The organism is Stenotrophomonas sp. 109824_Sma, from assembly GCF_056480025.1.
This window is the reverse complement of record NZ_CM151078.1, coordinates 4,490,410-4,511,646: the sequence shown is the minus strand read 5'-3', so window position 1 is coordinate 4,511,646 and position 21,237 is coordinate 4,490,410. Positions and strand designations below refer to the sequence as shown.

Annotated in this window: 16 protein-coding genes, 1 tRNA gene and 2 pseudogenes; 14 read left to right on the top strand and 5 right to left on the bottom strand. The window is 64.4% G+C overall.

What is annotated here, in order from left to right:
• The first annotated feature begins 39 nt into the window (after positions 1-39).
• The 9 genes and pseudogenes from ACZK1G_RS21190 (at position 40) to ACZK1G_RS21150 (ending at position 10,930) form a co-directional block, all read left to right on the top strand.
• Complete coding sequence (locus ACZK1G_RS21190; RefSeq protein WP_101766458.1) at positions 40-1,395, top strand: Gfo/Idh/MocA family protein; 1,356 nt, start codon at positions 40-42, stop codon at positions 1,393-1,395.
• Positions 1,396-1,710: 315 nt separating this feature from the next.
• Positions 1,711-6,393: an RHS repeat-associated core domain-containing protein gene (locus ACZK1G_RS21185; protein WP_236251745.1), complete on the top strand. Its 4,683-nt coding sequence runs from the start codon at positions 1,711-1,713 to the stop codon at positions 6,391-6,393.
• Between the two features lie 499 nt (positions 6,394-6,892).
• Positions 6,893-7,597 (top strand): annotated as a pseudogene (locus tag ACZK1G_RS21180) (RHS repeat-associated core domain-containing protein); the annotation flags it as partial.
• Between the two features lie 636 nt (positions 7,598-8,233).
• A pseudogene (locus ACZK1G_RS21175) lies at positions 8,234-8,356 on the top strand (RHS repeat domain-containing protein); the annotation flags it as partial.
• Positions 8,357-8,572: 216 nt separating this feature from the next.
• The gene (locus ACZK1G_RS21170) at positions 8,573-8,860 is read left to right on the top strand and encodes a hypothetical protein (RefSeq protein WP_158298019.1); all 288 of its coding nucleotides are present in this window, start codon (positions 8,573-8,575) and stop codon (positions 8,858-8,860) included.
• A gap of 205 nt (positions 8,861-9,065) precedes the next feature.
• Positions 9,066-9,332 (top strand): hypothetical protein, encoded by a 267-nt coding sequence (locus ACZK1G_RS21165; protein WP_101766248.1) that lies wholly within the window; start codon positions 9,066-9,068, stop codon positions 9,330-9,332.
• A gap of 88 nt (positions 9,333-9,420) precedes the next feature.
• Positions 9,421-9,855, top strand: coding sequence for a hypothetical protein (locus tag ACZK1G_RS21160; RefSeq protein WP_101766247.1), 435 nt, complete (start codon positions 9,421-9,423; stop codon positions 9,853-9,855).
• Entirely contained in the window at positions 9,852-10,301 is a 450-nt protein-coding gene (locus ACZK1G_RS21155; RefSeq protein WP_101766246.1) for an adhesin, read from the top strand. Before ACZK1G_RS21160 ends, ACZK1G_RS21155 begins: the two co-directional genes overlap by 4 nt.
• A 170-nt stretch (positions 10,302-10,471) precedes the next feature.
• The gene (locus ACZK1G_RS21150) at positions 10,472-10,930 is read left to right on the top strand and encodes a hypothetical protein (protein WP_101766245.1); all 459 of its coding nucleotides are present in this window, start codon (positions 10,472-10,474) and stop codon (positions 10,928-10,930) included.
• A gap of 47 nt (positions 10,931-10,977) precedes the next feature.
• Here ACZK1G_RS21150 and ACZK1G_RS21145 read toward each other — a convergent pair whose 3' ends face one another.
• The 3 genes from ACZK1G_RS21145 to ACZK1G_RS21135 form a co-directional block, all read right to left on the bottom strand.
• A complete protein-coding gene (locus ACZK1G_RS21145) occupies positions 10,978-12,855 on the bottom strand; it encodes an aspartyl protease family protein (protein ID WP_101766244.1) in 1,878 nt (625 codons plus the stop codon).
• Positions 12,856-12,937: 82 nt separating this feature from the next.
• A complete protein-coding gene (locus ACZK1G_RS21140) occupies positions 12,938-14,128 on the bottom strand; it encodes an AraC family transcriptional regulator (RefSeq protein ID WP_233490812.1) in 1,191 nt (396 codons plus the stop codon).
• A 9-nt stretch (positions 14,129-14,137) separates the two neighbouring features.
• Positions 14,138-14,214, bottom strand: a tRNA-Arg gene (locus ACZK1G_RS21135).
• A 149-nt stretch (positions 14,215-14,363) separates the two neighbouring features.
• On the opposite strand from ACZK1G_RS21135, the gene ubiA reads away from it, so the two are divergent.
• The 3 genes from ubiA to ACZK1G_RS21120 all read left to right on the top strand — a co-directional run bounded on the left by ubiA (position 14,364) and on the right by ACZK1G_RS21120 (position 17,302).
• Complete coding sequence (gene ubiA / locus ACZK1G_RS21130) at positions 14,364-15,257, top strand: 4-hydroxybenzoate octaprenyltransferase (protein WP_049444132.1); 894 nt, start codon at positions 14,364-14,366, stop codon at positions 15,255-15,257.
• A 188-nt stretch (positions 15,258-15,445) separates the two neighbouring features.
• Positions 15,446-16,870: a short-chain fatty acid transporter gene (locus tag ACZK1G_RS21125; protein WP_080347488.1), complete on the top strand. Its 1,425-nt coding sequence runs from the start codon at positions 15,446-15,448 to the stop codon at positions 16,868-16,870.
• Between the two features lie 273 nt (positions 16,871-17,143).
• Positions 17,144-17,302, top strand: coding sequence for a hypothetical protein (locus ACZK1G_RS21120; protein ID WP_014038817.1), 159 nt, complete (start codon positions 17,144-17,146; stop codon positions 17,300-17,302).
• Between the two features lie 54 nt (positions 17,303-17,356).
• Here the strand turns inward: ACZK1G_RS21120 and ACZK1G_RS21115 are convergent, their stop codons facing one another.
• Positions 17,357-17,983 (bottom strand): YiiX/YebB-like N1pC/P60 family cysteine hydrolase, encoded by a 627-nt coding sequence (locus tag ACZK1G_RS21115; RefSeq protein ID WP_049444131.1) that lies wholly within the window; start codon positions 17,981-17,983, stop codon positions 17,357-17,359.
• A gap of 82 nt (positions 17,984-18,065) precedes the next feature.
• Between ACZK1G_RS21115 and ACZK1G_RS21110 the strand changes: the two genes are divergently transcribed.
• Positions 18,066-18,578: a hypothetical protein gene (locus ACZK1G_RS21110; protein WP_049444130.1), complete on the top strand. Its 513-nt coding sequence runs from the start codon at positions 18,066-18,068 to the stop codon at positions 18,576-18,578.
• A gap of 88 nt (positions 18,579-18,666) precedes the next feature.
• Positions 18,667-20,499, top strand: a complete 1,833-nt coding sequence (locus ACZK1G_RS21105) for a M3 family metallopeptidase (RefSeq protein WP_233490811.1) — start codon at positions 18,667-18,669, stop codon at positions 20,497-20,499.
• A 25-nt stretch (positions 20,500-20,524) separates the two neighbouring features.
• On the opposite strand, the gene ACZK1G_RS21100 is transcribed toward ACZK1G_RS21105, so the two are convergent.
• Positions 20,525-21,196 carry a VOC family protein gene (locus ACZK1G_RS21100; RefSeq protein ID WP_049444126.1) on the bottom strand — a complete coding sequence of 224 codons (672 nt, stop codon included), beginning with the start codon at positions 21,194-21,196 and terminating at the stop codon, positions 20,525-20,527.
• Positions 21,197-21,237: the final 41 nt, after the last annotated feature.

Sequence of the window (21,237 nt, the reverse complement as noted above, 5' to 3'; positions counted from 1 at the left end):
GCTACGGCCGGCACGCTGCCAAGAGGAGAGATGTTTGCCATGAAGCGTAGGGAATTCATCGCGGCCAGTGCCGCTGTCGCCGCCAGCAGCCTGCTGCCGCAGACCCCGGCCTGGGCACGCGGGCGCAAGGTGCGCCTGGCCATGATCGGTACCGGCATGCGTGGCCTGGTGCTGCTGAAGGAACTGGTGCGCCGCGACGACGTCGAAGTGGTTGCCGTCTGCGATATCGAGCCGATCATGCTCGGCCGCGCCGTGGACATGGTGGCCAAGGCCGGCAAGCCGGCGCCGAAGACCTACGGCCAGGACCGCGACACCAATGCGTGGAAGCGCCTGCTGGAGCAGAAGGGCATCGATGGCGTGATCATCGCCACGCCGTGGGAATACCACGCGCCGATGGCGATTGCCGCGATGCAGGCCGGCGTGGCCGTGGGCTGCGAAGTGGTGGCCGGCATCACCCTGCAGGACCACTGGGACGTGCTGAAGACCCAGCTGGGCACCGGCACCCCGTACATGCTGCTGGAGAACGTCTGCTACCGCCGCGACGTAATGGCCGCATTGCAGATGGTGCGCCAGGGCCTGTTCGGCGAACTGGTGCATCTGCAGGCCGGCTACCAGCACGACCTGCGCGGCGTGAAGTTCAATTCCGGCGACCCGAACCAGCCCTACGACAGCGGCGTGGAATTCGGCCCCAAGGGCTGGAGCGAAGCACGCTGGCGCACCGAGCATTCGGTGGAGCGCAACGGCGAGCTGTATCCCAGCCATGGCATCGGCCCGTGCGCGATGTACACCGGCATCAACCGTGGCAACCGCTTCACCCACATCAACGCCTTCGCGACCAAGGCGCGCGGCCTGCATGAATACACCGTGGCCAAGAGTGGCGGCACCACCCACCCCAGCACCAAGGTGAAGTTCAAGCTGGGCGACATCGTGACCACCACGCTGGCCTGCGAGAACGGCGAGACCATCCTGCTGCAGCACGATACCTCGCTGCCGCGCCCGTACTCGATGGGCTTCCGCGTGCAGGGCACCAAGGGCTTGTGGATGGACGTGAACCATTCGATCCACATCGAAGGCCGCAGCCCGCCGCACCAGTGGGAAGAGTTCAAGAAGTACCAGGACGAGTACGAGCACCCGCTGTGGAAGCAGAATGCCGACACCGCTGCCAGCGCCGGCCACGGCGGCATGGACTGGTTCGTCATCCATGCGTTTGTTGAAGCGCTGAAGGCCAAGGCACCGATGCCGATCGACATCTACGACGCGGTGACCTGGAGTGCGATCACCCCGTTGAGCGAGCAGTCGATCGCGAACAGCTTCCAGACGCTGGAGTTCCCGGACTTCACCGCCGGTGCGTGGAAGCAGCGCAAGCCGATCTTCGCGTTCGACGGCAAGTACTGAGGTTTACCCCTTCCATGCTGTGACGGAAACGCCGGGCCATGCCCGGCGTTGCTGTATATGGCGTACTGGCCCCTGTAGCGCCGGACCCACGCTCGGCCGCCTGTTCGGTCGGCCGCCCGCTTTATCAGAAAACTCTGAAATCCGACCCATTCCACAGTTTCTGACTTGAATGTGTAAACCACATCGGAGATAACGTCCCCCGTGCGGTCAGCCCGCATTCCGGACCAGGGACGATCCGAAGCATGACGTGGTGAGGCAACCGCCCCACGTTCTCGTTCCCGCCGGCGCTGTGTTCGTCCAGGAAGGAGAACAGGGATGTTGAAGCGATTGAAGGATCTGTCGAGCACAGTGCTGGCGATGGCCGCGCTGGGATGCATGGGCACCTCTGCGGTTCAGGCGCAGGAGGTGAAGAAGCAGTGGTTCGCGTTCGCGTCCGGCAACCAGCCCCGCGCGACGGAGAAGCTGGTACAGAAGGACATTGAAACCCGCTTTGCCGCCCATCAGGCCTATGGCCCCTTCAGCTGGGAGATGCGGGGGACCACTACCCTGACCGACAAGATCATCTATGACTACGCGATCAAACCCGCGAAGCTGATCAAGACCGATTGGACATACCGCTTCGACAGCCAGGCGCATGGCTCGGAGGAGGCCCTGTTCGAGGCGCTCAGGCTGACGGTGCCCAAGGAGCCCGCCTGCCCGGCGCCGCAGGTTTCGATGACGCAGGCGTGGACGGGGATCCCTGGCGGTGGCGCAGGTGCCGGCGCCGATGGCAGCAATGTGGGTGAGCAGGGCGTGGCCACCGTTTCCTACCACTTCTTCAATGCAGGCAGTGCAACCTGCGAGCCGATGACAGCGCCACGCCCTGTCCAGCGGACACGGGAAGTGAAGTGCCCCAATACCAGCAGCACCATCATGAAGTGGCGTGAAGATCTGCAGATGTGCGGCATGCCCCCGGCGCTTGAGACGGGGACGGCGGCGATGACCCGCCGATACCACAGCCCGATGATCGCGCAACAGTGTGATGCACCTGGAAATCCATGCGACCCGACAACAGGTGACAAGACCCAGCCCGAGCCCGATTTCGATCTGGGCTGGATCAGCTTCCGCCGTCACTACCACTCGCTGACCAGCACGCCTGGAGCCGCCTTGGGCACGGGTTGGACGCACTCGCACAACCTGCGGTTGACGGTCGGTGTGGACAGCACCACGTTCCCACCGGGCACCGAAGTGAAGGTCGGTCGGATCGGTCAGGACGGCACGCACCTCGCTTTCCCCAAGCGCGGCGCCTACTACGAAGCCAATGACGGCAGCGGCGAGCGGGTAACGCAGCAGGGTTCCAACTGGCTGCTCTCACGCGCCGGGGAGCGCATCCTGTTCAGTTCCACCGGCCTGATGCAGCGTCGCGATTTCGAGGACGGAACGTCGCTGACCTATGCGCACGACAGCCGTGGCCGCCTGCTCAGCGTCACCCATTCAACCGGGCGGCGTCTGGATATTCAGTACCTCCTGCCAGGTGACGACTCGCTGATCTCCGCGGTGATGGTCGCCGGCCAGCCTGTGGTGAGCTACGCCTATTCACCGGCCGGCGAACTGATCCGTGCGACCTACGCAGACGGCGCCAGTCGTACTTACCATTATGAAGACGCCCGCTTCCCGGGTTACCTGACTGGCATTACCGCCGAAGACAACCAGCGCTACAGCTGGTACGGCTATGACACGCAAGGGCGGGTCACCTGCAGCCGCCATTCCGGCGATTGCAGCCAAGCCGACGTGGGCATTGATGGCGTGCGCCTGGAGTACACCCCGGCAGGCACCACCATCGTCACCGACGCACTGGGCAAGCAGAGCACCTACGCATTGACCGCCAGCGGTACCAGCGGCCTTCCGCGCAAGGTCAATGGCATCACCGAAAGCAACGGCAGCATCACTCGCGCCTATCTGCCCGAGGGCACCGATTTCCGGCGTCGGCTGCAGTCGTTGACCGATCGCCGTGGTGTTGTCACCAACTACGCCTATGCCGAGGCCAGCGATTCTGCCGCAGGCGCCGTCAGCGTGACCACCACGACGGAAGCGGCGGGTACCCCGGATCAGCGCATCAGCGAAACGCGCGTGGCCATGGACAGCAATCGGCTGGTGCAGCAAACCGTCGGTAGCCGTGAGATCCGCATCGCACGCAATGCACGCCTCCAGCCGACCACCATCACGGTGCGCGACATGGTGACCGGTGACACCCGCGTCACCACGCAGACCTACTGTGAGGCAGAGGGCCCGGAGTGCCCGCTGGTAGGACTGCTGCGTAGCGTGGATGGCCCACGCAGTGATGTGGCGGATGTCTCCACCTATGCCTACTACACCGCGGACGACGCGGGATGCGCGGCCAATGGTGCCTGCAGTTATCGCAAGGGCGACCTGCGCAGTGTGACCAATGCGCTGGGCCAGACGGTTGAGACCCTGGCCTACGACGCACTCGGGCGGCCGTTGTCGGCGAGGGATGCCAACGGCGTGGTCACCGCCTACACCTACCATGCCCGTGGCTGGCCGACCTCGATCACCGTGCGCGGTGCCACTACAGCCGAGGACCGCGTTACCCAGATCAGCTACTGGCCGACCGGCCAGGTGCAACAGGTCACCGAGCCTGACGGCAGCAGCGTTACCTATGTCTACGACGCCGCCCAGAGGCTGACGGACATCGCGGACAGTGCGGGCAACACCATTCACTATGCGCTGGACAACGCCGGCAACCGCCTCAAGGAAGACACGCTGGATGCCGGCGGCACCCTGCGCCGTACCCTGGCACGGACGTTCAACACGCTCGGCCAGCTGACCGCATTGAAGGACGCAGGCAATCACGCCACCGGCTTTGTCTACGACGCCAACGGCAACCCGCAGACGATCACCGACGCCCTGCAGCGCGTGACCAGCCAGCAGTACGACCCGCTGAACCGCCTGGCGCAGACCCTGCAGGACGTCGGCGGCGTCGCGGCCGAGATCCGCAGCCAGTACAACGCGCTGGACCAGGTCACCCAGGTCACCGACCCGAAGGGCCTGCATACCACCTACGCCTACAACGGGTTCGGTGACCTGACCGGCCAGGTCAGCCCGGACAGTGGCGCCAGCAGCTTCACCGTGGATGCGGCAGGCAACCGCAAGACCACTACCGATGCACGCGGCGTCACCGCCACCTATCACTACGATGCACTCAACCGCCTGATCGGCATTGCCTACCCGGACCCCAACCTGGACGTGGGCTACAACTACGACGTGGCACCGACCGCCTGTGCCGCCGACGAGCGCTTCGCGAAGGGACGGCTGGGGCAGGTGCTGCACGCCAATGGCAGCACCCAGTACTGCCACGACCGCTTCGGCCAGGTCACCCGCAAGGTGCAGACCGTCAACGGCGTTGCCAGCACGCTGCGCTATGCCTACAGCAAGTCGGGTCGCCTGACCGCGCTGACCTACCCCGATGGCAGTGTGGCCGACTACGTGCGCGATACCCAGGGGCGCATCAGCCAGATCGGCCTGACCCGGCCCGGCCAGGCGCGCCAGATCGTGGTGAACAACGTGACCTATGCGGCCTTCGGCCCGGCGACCGGTTGGACTTATGGCAATGGCCGCCAGCTGCAGCGTCCGCTCGACCTGGACTATCGCCCGCAGGCGGTGCACGACCCGGCCGCGGGCGGACTGTCGCTGGGCTACGGCTATGACCCGGTGGGTTCGATCACCGAGCTGAAGAACGGCGCAGGCTCGGCGGTGCTGGCCAAGTACGCTTACGACGCGCTGGGTCGCCTGACCCAGACCCAGGACGGCGCGACCGGCACGCCGATTGAAACCTATGCGTATGACGCCACCGGCAATCGCACCGCCCTGACCACCTCTGCAGGCACCGCCAGCTACACCTATCCCGCAACCAGCCACCGGCTGACTGCCGTGGACGGCGAGGTACGCAGCCATGACGCGGTGGGCAACACCACCGGCATCGGTGGCAAGACGTTCATCTACAACGATGCCAACCGCATGAACGCGGTTAAGCAGGGCAATGCCGTACTGGAAAGCTACGCCTACAACCATCGTGGGGAGCGCGTGCTGCGTACCCCGGCTGGTGGTGCAGCGCAGATCACGCTGTACGATGAGGCCGGGCAGTGGCTGGGCAATTATTCCGCCACGGGCAAGGCCCAGCAGCAGGCCATCTGGCTGGACAACTACCCGGTGGCGCTGATCAACGCGCCAAGCGCTGGAGTGCCGGAGTTGGCCTACGTCCAGCCGGATCATCTGGGTACGCCGCGCGTGGTGATCGATCCGGTGCGCGATGTGGCGATCTGGGAGTGGAGCAACAAGAGCGAGGTGTTCGGTAATCAGATTCCGAGTGCTGACCCGGATGGCGATGGTGTGGTGTTCGAGCTGGTGCTGCGCTTCCCAGGCCAGCAGGCGACGGATGCGAGTGGGCTGTTCTACAACTATCAGCGGGAATACGACCCGGCGGTGGGGCGGTATTCGCAGAGTGATCCGATTGGGTTGATGGGAGGGATTGGTACGTACCCGTATGCCTCCGGGAAGCCTCTTTCGAAGGTCGATGAAAAGGGGCTGGTCGATGTCTGGGTATGGATGCCACTCCCCTATGAGGGAGGGCTGCCGAGCTATGGAAAGCTGCATTCCTCTTTCGGGCACATATCGACAACTTCAAATGGTGTCGATTACTCATTTGGCCCTGCGGGCAACTCAATAAGTACAAACTATGTTTCATCTCAGCTTAATTTGCGCACTGGAATTAAGCACACAATAGAACTTACACCGCAGCAGGAGTCAAAACTATCGGCATGTCTCGCGAGGCCGCAGGGGGCGTACAGTGCAATAAATAATAACTGCGGGACGCCGTTGCAGAATTGCATGCGGGAGATTGGCAAGGAGCTTCAGCCTGTGAACATGATTCTTCCGGAATCAATAAATCACCTACTTTGGTGGATGTCTGATGAATCAACCATTCAGCGCGGGAAAAGATGATGAAATTGATTCCTTGTATTTTTTTTATCTTCTCAGTATTCACTGTCACCTCTTGCGAGCACAAGGGCAGGGAGGTTGTGCCGGAGGGCGTGATCGAAGTTTATGATTCGGCAGAGGGGGGGGCCGTAATTGGTACAAGTACTACTCCGGTTCCGGTTGTTGGATATGTTTATCCGGACAAGACTCGTTACGTGCTGAAGGTCTGCCATCTGGGTCACATAGGATATGTGCGGGATGGAATACGAGAGCTAAGAGCAACAGTAAACCGGAGCTCATCCTGCCCGGAAACCGCGAGGAGCGCGGACTAGAATTAACTAAGCGGGGCGAAACTGAGATCATCAAGCTGGAGACTGTGGCGAAACAGGCGCTGCCACTGCGTGAATTACCGGGTTGGATATGGGCCAGGGCGTACCCCAGCCAGGTTGGGAAGACACAGTGATGGCAGGGCACCTCGGTGCGGTGAGGCCTGCTGAGGGATGCACGGGGGCTCGGCGCCCCCGCCAACTACACCTGTCCCGCAACCAGCCATCGCCTGACTGCGGTGGACGGCGAAGCGCGCAACCATGACGCAGCGGGCAACACCACCAGCATCGGCAGCAAGACGTTCACCTACAGCGATGCCAACCGCATGAGCGCGGTGAAGCAGGGTGATGCTGTACTGGAAAGCTACAGCTACAACCATCGCGGTGAGCGCGTGCTGCGTACCCCGGCTAGTGGCGCAGCGCAGATCACCCTGTACGATGAGGCCGGGCAGTGGCTGGGCAACTACTCGGCCACGGGCCAAGTGCAGCAGCAGGCCATCTGGCTGGACAACTACCCGGTGGCGCTGATCAATGTGCCGGCTACCGGCGTGCCGGAACTTGCCTACGTGCAGCCGGATCATCTGGGTACGCCGCGCGTGGTGATCGATCCGGTGCGTGATGTGGCGATCTGGGAGTGGAACAACAAGAGCGAAGTGTTCGGCAACCAGATTCCGAGTGCGGACCCGGACGGCGATGGCGTGGTGTTCGAGCTGGCGCTGCGCTTCCCGGGCCAGCAGGCGACGGATGCGAGTGGGTTGTTCTACAACTACCAGCGCGAGTACGACCCGGCAGTGGGGCGGTATTCGCAGAGTGATCCGATTGGACTGGACGGGGGCATTAATACCTTCGCTTACGTTGAGGGAGATCCCCTTCTGGGAGTAGATCCACACGGGTTAGCGAACTCGGGCCGAACCGAGAAAGTTACTGGTGGGCGCCCGACCACTGTTCGAGTGGATAATTCGCATGTTGAGGGGCAACAACGTCACGCCCACGTTTGTGCGAAAGGCTGTAAGGAGATCGTCGTGAACCAGGACGGAAGTGGGAGTCACGGGACGGACCCGGCGGGCCTTTCTGATAGAGTCAAGCAGTTCCTTCGTGGGAAGGGATTTTCGCTCTCGATGTGTGGCGGAGCTCTGAATGTAGCCAAAGAAATTGCTCGCGAGGGATGCGAGCGTGGTGATCCAGTCAAGTGCGACATATTCAAGGCTCTCGGCGGAGAAGTCATAGTGGAAGGAAACGAAGGGGCATGAAATAGATGAAGATTTACGGGAAAAGACAGCTCGTTGATGACCCCGGTCGGCTAGAGGAGGTGGTTCTACAGGTCGGGCCCGCTGAAGCGCGCCTCCTTGCCGCGTTCCTGACTGAGTGTGCTCAGGAGATGGAAAGTAGCGATGCATGGGAGCATCGCCACTTCTCTGATTGGCAGAGAGGTGCGGATGTAGAGGGGGCGTGTGAATTGATCGTCTTCAGGCCATGACAGCCTGAAGCGGTAATCCGTCCGAAGATGAATTAGGCGCAGTCTCCAAGTGCAGTCCGGCCGCTCGCCGCGCGTGCTGCGCTCTCCGGCCGGTGGCGAAGCGCAGATCACCCTGTACGACGAGGCTGTATGGTGGATTTGTAACTACTCGGCCACGTGCCAAGAACAGCAGCAGGCCATCTGGCCTGAATGTGCTGGATTGATACGGAAGCTCGAAGTCGGACGGGCAAGTGCGGCCGTTCTCGGCAGGATGCGGGAAATATGCAGATAGTGATTTTCAGATACTCTTCGTCTCACCTACAGTATGGGGCGCAGATGCCCGCTGTGGGTCGGTAGGCGCAATCTTCTTTTCAGTACCACCCTGGCCCTATGAAATTCGAATTTGGTGTCTAGCATTAAGATGAATTTGGACACCTTGGAAAAGGTCTCATCAATATTGTTCGACGAGCTGTGCTCCAAGGGCTTGCAAGAGATTGAAGTGGAGGACGTGTTTTACCGCGTGGTGCCATGGTCGGAACGTCACTCCATGGGCGGTGAGCGGGTGGAGCTTGAAGTTGGAAGTCTTTTCGATGACTACTCTGATATTCAAAGAGTCGCATTGGGGCAGCAGGAACCACTGGCCTATCATCTTTCCGCCCTGGCCTGCCTTCTCTACGAGATAGGGGGGAGGTTGAGTGAAGAAGTGTGATTGCAGATATGCGTGCAGGTTCCGGAGCATCCCATGCACCGTGTGATCGCTGTGAGCTTGAAGGAGAAGCCCAGCAGTGTCTTCGCAGGATGTTCTGCAGCGCGCTGACAGCTCTGTTCGTTGTCGCCGGTCCAGAGTAATCAGTGCAAAGGCTGGAATGGGATGGGTAATCCAAATGACGTGGTTGAATGGACGGTGATTTACCATGGAGCTTGAAGCGAAAAGGGTAGTTTTCTTTTCTCAACAGGATGAACGGTTCTTCTTCGAGTGGATTGGTCGAATCGGCTGCATCGGGAATGTGGTCGGCAGAGGGGATGTCATCTATCTACCCCTGGATCCAGATGCGGTTCTGGAGGAGGAGGTCTGGGAACTGGCTGCACTGTTCAGGAGATATCGGATTCCGCTGGTCCAGCTGCAAATGCTGGAGGCAGGCAGGTACTCTCGAGCGCTGCGCGATGCATTGCGCGAGTAGGGCGCCAAGCGGGAGGCAAGGTGCATGAGCTCCCGCGCTCCTCCACAAAAGAACGCGATCGGTCTGCACGCTCTCGGAGAGATACAAGATGAAAGCCAGGCAGATTCTTCGGTACGGGCTGGCCTACGCGGTGTCGTGTGGAGCGCTCTGGCTGTTCCTGCACATTGTGGGCAGGGCGCTTTACGCCTTCGACTCACATCAGGTTTTCTTCTGGCTGTATGCCGTCAGCCTTCTGTTGCTGGGATTTGGCGCACGGGTTCCCGCCGCTGGCCGCCTGACGATCAGGCGGCTTGCCAAGGGGGCTGGCTTGGGGCTGCTCGCGGGCCTTCTGGCCCAGGTCGTGGTGCTTGCACTGGAAGCCTATAGATTCAGCGGGTTCAGGTCATCGCTGCTCTGGCAGGTACCGGTTTCGCTGACGGTGATGAACGTCGTGCTGCTCACGCCGCTCTGGGGCGTAGTGCTGGTTGCCCTCACCGCCGCATGCCGCCGCGACAACAACCCACATCAGGCCTCGAACCCATGAAGCGACTGACTGCCTTTTGCCTCGTGGTTGCACTGACATCCTGTGCGGCGCATCCGAACCGCACCACGAAGTGTCCGCCGGCCCATTTCACCTATGTCGGCACCGAGAGAGTCGACGGGTTGACCTACGGGCGCTTCCAGATCACCCACAACGCTGATCAGCCACTTCAGCTGTGGGTGGATGAAAGACGCAGGTTGAACTCAAGGACTGCTCGCGCAGAGATGAGGCGTACAGGCGAGGATGCCTGGCGGCCTTACAACGTGATCCTTGAGGAAATCACACCGGGAGCGATCGGGCTGTCGATCGGGCAGGGTGAACAGCAGAGCGTTTTGTTCGATGGTGATGGCGTATTCCTGCCCGGCCAATCCAGCGCGGACACGGAGTACTCCATCGTGGTACGGGATGCAGCCGGTTGCGAGCGTCGCTCGGCATCGTTCATTCCCTGACGTTCCCGCCGTGTGCGAGATTCACGGGCACCACTCGTTCAGTGGCACCCGCCGCATGCGCAGCGGGTACGCCACAGCGGGCAGCGCGAGCTCAATCGGCAGACCAGCGCTCATTCACCCGGTACGCCAGCACCAGCTCGGCATCTGAGGTCAAACTACAATAAATGCCAATGTCCGGCGAACTGATCTTCATAAGGTGCATGAAGGGCGCAGCTGCAGTTGGAGCGTTGGCGATCTGCTGCGCGCTGATTGAGTCCATGATGAGTATGGGCTGTCCAGTCGTTGGATACTCTCCATCAGTTATGTTTGCTCTTTTTGTGGCATTGCTGGTGCTGTTTGTGTATTCCAAGTTCGAACTGGCGAGAAGGGGAATTCTGTCGGTTGAGGTTAGGCGAGTGCGATTCGCATTCGCCATGGCTTTCCTGGCCGAGATGTTCATGATTGGGTTGCTGGTCGCCCGCAACCTCGAATGCGATAGCTTCGTTCGCGCGATTCCCATTCCTGGGGCACTACTTGTTTTCTATACAGCTGCCGCCTTCTCATTTGTATTCAGTGACTTCTATCTTGGTGCCGCGCGAAAAATCATCAGACTTGGCGCTCGGCCGAGGAACTTCTTAAGAGACAAATAGTTGGCACTGCCTTTGTGGTGCTCCGCAGGGATAGCGCCAGTACTGACTCAATCGGCACGCCATCCCGCAGCCACCCGGTCCGCCAGCACCAGCTCGGTATCCACCTGCCGGCCATCGCGCAGATAACGGATGCCCACGCGCGTCCCAACCGGGCGCTCACGCAGCAGCGCACGCCAGTCCGCCAGTCTCCGCGTGGCAATCGGCTCGCCTGAAATCATGACGATGCGATCATCCCTTCGCAGCCCGGCGCGCGCACCAGCGCTGGTCGGCGCCACATCGGCCACACGCAGTGCACCGTGCTCGGCTTGCAACCACAGCCCGCTGCGGTCGAAGGCATCGGCCTGCGTGCTTTCAGCGTTGGGCACCAGATAGAGACGTTTGGCATCGTAGTCGATGCCCATGGAGAAGCGCCGCAGCACGCCGCCACCGAGAATCGCGCCATAGTCGGCCAGGGCCAGCGCGCCCTTGTCGGTGCTGGACAGGTCACCGACCAGGCCGGTGACCTCGATGCTGCCCATGCGCAGCACACCGAGCCGGGCCGGTCGCGCGCGGCCCGGGCCTCCGAGGCCCCACCCAAGCACCGCCTCCTCACTGGCGTGGTACTTCTCCAACAGACCATGGGTACGCACGAACGGGCTGCTCAGGCTCAGCGAGTTGCGTGAGCCGGTGTCCAGCCACAACCGCAGCGGGATGCCGTCCAGTTCGCCATTCAGTACCGGTGCGCGGTCATCCTGCTCGAACGGCAGCACCACCGCGTTGGCGGGTGGCTGGTAGTGGCCTGGCCGGGTGAAGCTGAGCACACGCGCGCCATAGTCGAAGGTGGTGACGAAGCGCAGGAAGGTTTCGTAGCCGATGAAGCCATCGTGTGGCACGCCCATCGAGTTGATCTGCTGGCCGAGGTCGATGATGTGGAACACCGGGTTTGCAAGGTGCGCGCCACCGATGCGCAGGTGGCGGGCCTGTGCCAGGCCCAGGTCGCTGGCGTTGTCGCCGGCACCATGCACGCTCAGGCGGCCCGCTGTGGTCAGTCCCAGGCGTTTGGCGGCGATCGGTGTCAGCAGGTTGATGGCGCCGGTGTCCACCAGGAAGCGCGCCGGCTGGCCGTCCACTTCGGCCTCGATGTAGACATGGTTGTTGATCAGGTCGAACGGGACACGGGTGGTGCCGCTGGCATCCTCGATGTAGCTGTCGTCGGCCATCGCTGGTGGTGCATACAGTACATCCGGCACGGGGAAATCCACCCGGTAGCGCTGCACCTGCACGTCGCTGCGCAGTCGCGGATCAGCACGGCCCTGGGCATCGAGCGTATCGGTGATGAGGCGATGGGGCAGCAGCAGGCCATCGACCGCCCGGTAGTCTTCCAGCGTGGTGGCGGTGGGGGTGCGCGCGGAGGCGATGACCACCCGGCCGAGCAGGCCGCTGCGGGTGTCGAACCAGAGTTCGATCGGGTCCGCGCCCTCCGGCGTCGTCGACAGCACGTCATAGCGCTGCCCGTCGTGGGCCTCGGTGCGAGGGCCCGCAAAGCGCGAGGCCGGATAGGCGCTGGACCAGTAGGCGCGGGTGGCCAGCCACGCCTGCGTGCGCGCGGTCCGACGTGGCACGGTGCCATCCAGCAGGCCGACCTCGCCGCCATAGTCGCGCCGCCAGGACAGCTGGCCGTCGAACCCCTGGGCGACGGTGAAGTCTCCCAGTTGCGCCTGTTCGGCATAGCGCCCGGCGCGCAGGTCCTGGTTGAGCTGCCAGCGCCCGTGCAGGCCGCCCACCGACTGCTCGCCCTCCGCCTGCAGGCGCTGTACCGACAGCCACGGCTCGCCGCCACTGGCTGCACGGGCCCGGGCCAGCACGCTCGCCGCATCCCCCACCGCAGCCTGCACGGGAACCGCCAGCATCCACAGCAGGCCGAACATCATCCGTTGCCATCGCATCGCATCACCTTCTTCGTCGGGTCGAGCGTTGATGGCAACGCAGCGGCGGGCGCCGTTCGACCGGGCGTGAAGGATTGGACGTTCAGTCGGACGTGGTGAGGCGGCGGTACTCGCTCGGTGTCTGCCCGGTGGCGCGCTTGAACGCGCTGTTGAAGGTCGACTTGCTGCCGAAGCCGGCGGCCAGGCCGATGTCCAGCACGCTGCGGAGGTCGGACGGATCGGACAGGCATGCCCTCGCGGCAGCGACGCGGAAGCTGTTCACGAACTCGGAAAAGCTCTGGCCGAGGCCCTGGTTGAGCGCCTGCGAGACCTGGTTGGGTGACCACCCGCTGCGCTGGCTGAGGGACTGAAGGTCCAGCCCGGGCGCTTCATGCAGGCGTTCGTCCCGCATCAATGCGGTCAGCGCGCTGGCGATGGCCGCGCACTGCGCGGCGTCGATGCCCGAGCGCTCGTAGCGTGCGACGGCGACGTCCTCGATGGGCGCGGGGATGAGATTCCCCACGCCCGGTGCGGCGGCATTCACAGGCGCGCGCAGCTGCTGCCGCACCACGCGGCAGGCCAGCAGATACATGCCGGCGGTGGTCAGCAGGCTGAGCCCGATGCTGGCCAGCAGCGGAGCGGCGTGCGGCGGCCATCGGTTCATCGCGCTGGCAAGCCAGCAGCCTGTCATCACGATCGCCAGCCCGCGCAGTCCGCTGCGTTGGATCGCGGTTCCGCGCGGGGCCGAAGACGTACGCAGCGACAGCCACAGCGTGGCCAGCAGGTAGGGCGTGCCCTGCAGCAGCCAGCCATGGAAGCTGAGCTGGAACAGCGCCTTGCCCAGCGGCGAGACGTCGAAAGGCGCAACAGCGTTCAACAGGGAAACGACGAACGCGAGCATGGCCGGCAGCAGATGCGCGAGCGGCAGCAACGAAGTGTGGCCCGGTGCGGGCAACAGCAGCGCACGCGCATGGCCATACAGCAGCGGACCGAGCAGATAGACCAGCGGCACTTCGATGACCCGCAGCCAGCGCACCGCGTCGGCCGAGAGCCAGGCCTGGCCACCCAACAGCACCAGTCCGAACAGATTGGCGGCGGCGAAACAGGCGAAGAAGATGGTGAGCAGATGACTGCCACGCCGAGCGCGGCCGAAGCTCACTCCGGTGGACAAGGCGGCCAGGCCCAGAATCGCAGCGCCTGCCGCCAGCTGCAGCAGATCCGGTGGCGTCATGCGCGCAGTGTTGATGAAGCGCGCGGCAACGTCCAGCGCGGGCTGGCGGCATGCAGGCAACACAGGGGGAGATGGCGCGCCCGGAGGGATTCGAACCCCCGACCAATGGCTTCGGAAGCCACTACTCTATCCGGCTGAGCTACGGGCGCGTTGTAGAACCGCCGCGCCGTCGGCCGGTGCCGGGGCGGGCATCGCAGCGCCATGAAGCGGTGCGGGACCGGCATTCTATCCAGTTTCGCCGAACAAATCTCCCCCCACGGGCAAAGCCCTGCCAGAGGGGCAGGAGTATCCTATCGCCATGGCTGATACCCCCCTCACTTCGCCGCAGTCGCCGGCGACGCCGCGTTGGCGGCATTACTGGAGTCTGATGCGCGCTGATCGCCCGATCGGCACGCTGCTGCTGCTGTGGCCCACCTGGTGGGCATTGTGGCTGGCCGCGGGCGGCCTGCCGCCGCTGTGGACGCTGTTCGTGTTCACCGCCGGCGTGTGGCTGACCCGCTCGGCCGGTTGCGTCATCAACGACTACGCCGACCGCTGGCTCGACCCGCATGTGGAACGCACCAAGGCGCGTCCGCTGGCCACCGGCGCAATCAGCGGCCGTGCCGCGCTGGCACTGTTTGCCGTGCTGATGCTGGTGGCGTTCGGCCTGGTGCTGACCCTGAACGGGTTGACCATCGGCCTCAGTTTCATCGGCGTGTTCCTGGCCGCCAGCTATCCGTACCTGAAGCGCTACACCCATCTGCCGCAGGTCTACCTGGGCATGTCGTTCGGCTGGGGCATCCCGATGGCGTTCGCCGCCGTGCAGGGCGAGGTGCCGATGCTGGGCTGGCTGCTGTATGCCGGCAACATCCTGTGGTCCACCGCCTACGACACCTGGTATGCCATGGTCGACCGCGAAGACGACCTGAAGATGGGCTCGCACTCCACCGCGATCCTGTTCGGTGATCTCGACCTGGTCATCCAGGGCGTGTTGTACGCGCTGTTCCTGGCCACCATGGCGCTGGTCGGCGTGCGTGGCGGGCTGGGCGGGTACTATCTGGCCGGCGTGGCCGTCGCCACCGCGCTGGTGGTGTACGAGTTCTGGATCTGCCGCCACCGCGAACGCGGCCCGTGCTTCAAGGCGTTCCTGCACAACAACTGGGTGGGTGCCGCGCTGTTTGCCGGTATCGCCGTGGACCTGGCGCTGCGTTGATCGCCCGGGGTCGGATCCCTTTCCCGCCGGGAAAGGGCTCTGACCCTTCTGCCGCGCCGATACCCGGCTCGGGGTCAGAGCCCTCTCCTGTGGAGATGGATCCGACCCCGCCACCTACGACCAATAGGTGGCTGACAGCCCGCACCCCACCGCCCAGAATCGGTCCATCGAACCTGGGAGGGTAGGCGATGGCCTCGACGGCAGCAGTACAGGACGGCTGGATGGCGCGTGCAGCATTGCGCTCGGCCGCCTGGGCGGAAAAGTGGTTCCCCGACGCGTATGTGTTCGCGGTGCTGGGCGTGGTCATTGTCGCGCTGGCCGCGATGGGCTTCGGCTCGACCCCGCAGGCCACCGCCAGCGCCTTCGGTGACGGCTTCTGGAGCCTGATTCCCTTCACCATGCAGATGGCCTTCGTGGTCATCGGTGGCTACGCCGTGGCCACCGCGCCGGTGGTCGCGCGCTTCATCGACTTCCTGGCCCGGGTGCCGCGCACTGGCCGTGGTGCGGTGGTGTACGTGGGCCTGGTCAGCATGCTCGCCTCGCTGCTCAGCTGGGGTTTCTCGCTGGTGTTCGGCGGTCTGCTGGTGCGCGCGCTGGCCCGCCGTACCGAACTGCGCATGGACTACCGCGCGGCCGGTGCGTCGGCGTATCTCGGTCTGGGTGCGGTGTGGGCGATGGGGCTGAGCTCATCGGCCGCACAACTGCAGGCCAACCCGGCCAGCATGCCGCCGGGGCTGGTGGAGATCACCGGCGTGCTGCCGTTCACCGAAACCATCTTCCTGTGGCAGTCGATCGCGCTGACCTCGGTACTGATCCTGGCCTCGCTGCTGATTGCCTGGTTGACCGCACCCGCCGCCGGCAGCGCCCGCACCGCCGAGGAGTTCCCCGGCGCTGCGCAGGCCGAGCCGGAGCCGCTGCAGCGACGCACGCGCCCGGGCGAATGGCTGGAATACAGCCCGTTGCTGACCGTGCTGCTCTCGCTGCTGGCGTTCGGCTGGCTGTTCAACGAGTTCGCCAACAAGCCGGTGATCACGGCGATCGCCAACCTCAATACCTACAACTTCCTGTTCATTTCGCTGGGCCTGCTGCTGCACTGGCGCCCGCGCAGCTTCCTCAACGCGGTGGCCAAGGCGGTGCCGAGCACCACCGGCGTACTGATCCAGTTCCCGCTGTACGGCGGCATCGCGATGATCCTCACCCACGCCGCTGGCGGTGACGGTCAGACCCTGGCGCACCGGCTGTCGAGCCTGTTCGTGCACGTGGCCAGCACCGATTCGTTCGCGCTGGTGATGGGCGTCTACTCGGCGGTGCTGGGCTTCTTCGTGCCGTCCGGTGGCGGCAAGTGGATCATCGAGGCGCCGTACGTGATGCAGGCCGCCAACGAACTGAAGGCGCACCTGGGCTGGGCGGTGCAGGTCTACAACGCGGCCGAAGCGCTGCCGAACCTGATCAACCCGTTCTGGATGCTGCCGCTGCTGGGCGTGCTGGGCCTGAAGGCGCGCGACATCGTGGGGTTCACCTTCATCCAGCTGCTGGTGCATATCCCGCTGGTGCTGGGCCTGCTGTGGCTGCTGGGCATGACCCTGGCGTATGTGCCGCCGGTGATGCCCTGAATGCAGGGCTGGCGTCCGTGCTCGACCAGGACGCCAGCCTCGTTCAGCGCGTGTTTCCGGCGGAGCACGCCATGAATGGGCATGGCGCCAAGGCCTGCATGAGCACATGCCGAACCCGCATGAATCCTTCAGGCGCTTGTGCCGCAAGGGGCTCTGCGCGTTCATTCACGCGCGTACACACGAATGTAGCCGGCCCCCCACGCGTGATTAACCAATCGCTGCAGACGATGGCCCCGTCCACCGCATTCCGCGCGTGGCTTTCGGAGAACGGACATGGCACAGCAGAACCAGAACCCGAACCAGAAGCAACCGGGTCAGCAGAATCAGCAGGACCAGCAGCAGGGACGCCGTGACCAGCAGCAGCAACAGCAGCAGGATCAGCAGCGCAAAGAGCGCAACCAGCAGCAGGGCGGCCACGACGAAGAAGAATGACCGCGCCGCGCACGCGGAGTGACTGGCGAAGCCCCGCCCTGTGCGGGGCTTCGCTTATTCCAGCACGCCGATGCGCTGCAGGACCGGCGCCGCCGACATGTCGTTGGGATTGGTCCCGGGCTGGTCCTGTGGCACCTCCATGCCCATGCCGCGGTAAAGATCGACCCAGTGCTGTGCGATCTGCCCGGTCTGCGGGTTGCGGAAGTTCATCGGCTGCAGTGCGAACACGTGGTGCGCACGGAACGCGCGTTCGATGAAGTCCGAGCAGTAGTAGCTGTCTTCGTTCAACACGTATGACGTGTTGTACGGTTTGCCGAGCATCGTGCGCGCGGTGGCGACCGCATCCTTGATCGTTGCCTGCTGCGGTGCGCGCAGGCGATAGATCACGATCTGCCGCTGCTTGGCCCGGGCATCCTGGCGGAACTCGACCAGCGATTGCCGGCGCGATCCCTTCTCGTCCGCATGCAGTACCTCCCAGCCGTTTGACGCCGCGGCGACCAGGGCCACGTGATCGAAGCTGGGTGCGCCCTGCTTGCCGGTGGCATCGTCGATGGCGGCGCTGAGCCCGCTGCGGCCGGCGGTGACGAACAGCAGATCGCCCTCGTGGACATCGACGGCCATCGCCACCGCTGGCCACAGGGCGGGCAGCAGCAGGCCGATCAGGAGCAGGAGGCGACGCATGGGGTATCTCGGACAGGCGGAATGCCGGAATTGTAGGGCGCGCGGTAGCATGGGGCGACCGAACCGGATTCAGGATGAGCCCATGCGTCGAAACCGTTCCGCTGCCGTGCTGGTGCTTGCCTGTGGCGTGGCGCTGGTTGCCTGCACGCCCGAGCCCCAGGCGACGCCCGCGGAAGCCGCACCTGCACATCCCGCGCCGTCGTCCACGACGGCAGCGGTCCAGCACGCACCGGTGCCTGCCAGCGGTGAATGCCCCTATCCGCAGTTCGATGCGTTCCTGAAGCACTTCGGCAACGAGATCACGCTGCAGGAAAAGGCCACTGCCGATCCGCTGCTGGACAGCTACATCGATGCCGAGGCCGAGCCGGAACCGCGCAAGGTGGAAAGCCGACTGGCGCTGGCCGATGTCGAGTGGCCGGTGATGCCCGATCCCGCCGCGTTGGCCGGGCAGGGCCGTGAGATGCAGGTCAGCACGCTGGCCGATGGGCAACGACAGGTACAGATCCGCACGCCGGACAGCAGCGACCAGCAGACCTACACCTTCGCGCAGTCGCCCTGCTGGACGCTGGTCAAGCGTGAGGATGAGTCGATCTGACGCCTGTTCCGGCACAGGCGCGGCCGGGCAGCGCCTGCTAGGCTCGGAGCCTGATCCAGGCAGGGAGACGCCGATGCAGGCTCGCAGGATGCGTACCATCACCGCCACCATGGCCGTCGTGCTGGCGATGGCGCCCTTCACCGGCGCCCAGGCGCAGTCGCTGCGGGCCGACGATCGCGCCTACTTCGCCAGTGCCACCGCCGAACAGGCCGCGCGTGACGAACTTGGCAAGCGTGTCGAGGCCCTGCAGCAGGCATCCACCCTTGCGCCGGCGGAGCGCTTCCATCAGGCCGAAGTGCTGGAGGCGCAGTGCCTGCGCCATCACAGCTATCTGCATCTGCAGGCCGCCCGCAACGCGCGCGATCTTCGCCCGGCGCAGGCGCTGGATCAGGTGATGGGGCTGTGCAGCCGCATCGCCCGCACTGGTCGCGCGGCGCTGCGCGAAGCGCCTGCAGGCGCGGCGTGGGCAGCACCGTATGCCTTCCTGCGCGCGCGTGCGCTGAAGGAAGCTGCAGCCCCGGCCAATACCGCACTGGATGAGGCCGTGGAGGCGCTGGCCGATCCGGCGCTGGACAGTTTCGCGCGGCTGCGTGGGCAGATCCTGCGCAGTGCCGAGTACCCGCAGATCGAGCGTGATGGTCGGCACTGGGACACCGGGCACGACAAGCAGGCACTGGCCCAGCAGCAGGACCGCGCGTTGCGGGAAGCGGGCTGGAAGGGTTACTGGCAGGGCCTTCACTCGCGCCGTGAGCCGATGGCCTCGGTGCTGCTGGGCCTGGTGCAGGTGAACGATGCCGCCGCGCGCCTGCAGGGCGATGGCTCCGCACCGGCGCGGGGCTACCAGCGGATGGGCCTGGATGCATCGGCGGTGGATGCGACGCTGCAGGCGATCGAACGCCATGCAGGGGATCGTCGCGCCTACCAGGACATGCTGCTGCACCACGCTGCGCGCTCCGGCATCGACGCGCCGCAGATCTGGGATACCACCGTGCCCGATACCGGTTACACGCCACCGGTGCTGACGCTGGCGCAGTTGCGCGACAATGCCGCCGATGCCATGCAGCACCTTGGCCCGACGTATGTTGCCGAGCTGCGCGCGCTGCTCGATCCGGTCAACCAGCGCATGGACCTGGCCACCGAGCAAGGCAATCGCAGCCATGATGCGTTCGCAGTGAATGCTCCTGGCGCGCCGGCGATGCTGTACGTCGGGGTGCGCAGGGGGGATCTGGAAAGCGATGTTGAAATCGCCCACGAAGCTGGTCATGCCATGCACGGTGAGTGGATGCAGCGCGGCCATGCGTCGCCGCTGCAGCGCAATGGCAGCCAGTGGCTGACCGAGGCGTTCGCGATCTACAACGAGCTGCGCTTCCGCGACCAGCTGTACCAGCAGGCACAGGACCCGCGCGCCAAGGCCTACTACCTGAAATCGCTGCTGGACGACATGGTGCTGCAGCTGTTCACCTCGTCCGAGGAAGCGCAGCTGGAGCAGTCGATCTATCGGGGCGTGGCCGCGGGCACCTTGGGCACCGCCGATGATCTGGACGCGCTGACCGGCCAGGTGCTGGCGCGCTTCGGTCAGGATCCGGAGCGCTATCCGCAACTGCGCAACAGCTGGATCGGCAAGCGCTTGATGTTTGAAGATCCGAACTATCTGGTGAACTACCTCTATGCAGGGCTGCTGGCAGTGCAGCTCTATGTGCAGGACCAGCGCGACCCCGAAGGGTTCCGTGAGCGCTATCTTGCCGTGCTGGGCGAAGGCTTCGACCGCGCGCCGACCGAGCAGGTGACGCAGCTGTTGGGGCACGCGCCCGACTGGCCGGCATTGGTCGATGCCGATCTGCAGGTGTTCAACCAGACGGCGGCGCAGCTGCAGGCGCTGCATGCGCAGGTTGAAGCGGGGCAGGGTGTGCGCACGCGGTAGCGCGCATCAGGTCTGGAACGGCAGGTCAGGTCGAGAAAACCCGCCAGCCCAAGGCATCGTCGCGGAGTTCGCCGGTGCCGGCGACGTCACCCACACGCAGCAACAGTCCCTGCGCATTCGGCAGGTCCTTCTGCTCGGGGAACCAGCGACGATCCGCCGCAACCACGATCAGCAGACCCTCGTCGTCGCCCATCGGTGCGAACTGCGGCGAAGCCGGGCTGATCGGTTGCAGGCCGAAACGTTGACAGGACTGTTCGCGCACCGCATCGACATCGTGGCTGGGCAGGCCGACTTCGCTCAGGCAGGTCAGCTCGCTGCCATGGAAAACGCCTTCGCGCGCACTGGCTGGCAGGCGGCGGCGGCCGATCAGTTCCAGGATCAGGCCGTCCGGGCCGGTGAAGTACACCGACTGCGATTGCCAGCTGCTTTCCAGCGCGAAGTAATCCAGTCCTGCCGGGTTGCGCTGTAGTGGCGTACGCTCGAGCAGCCAGGCCATCGCCTCGCTGAAGCGGTTGTCCGGCACGTTGAAGGCCAGGTGCACGCCTCCGACCGGACGCCCAGCCGCAGGCTGCAGTTCGATCGTGCTCCAGCCGATGTGCACATGATTGCCGACCACGCGCTGCTGCAGCACATCGTGGAAATACGCGGCGACGGTGGTGACGTCGGACACCGGCAGGGTGAGGTGAAGCAGGCGCATGGCCAATCCTCCTTGGATGCAGCCACTGTAGCGCCGGGCCA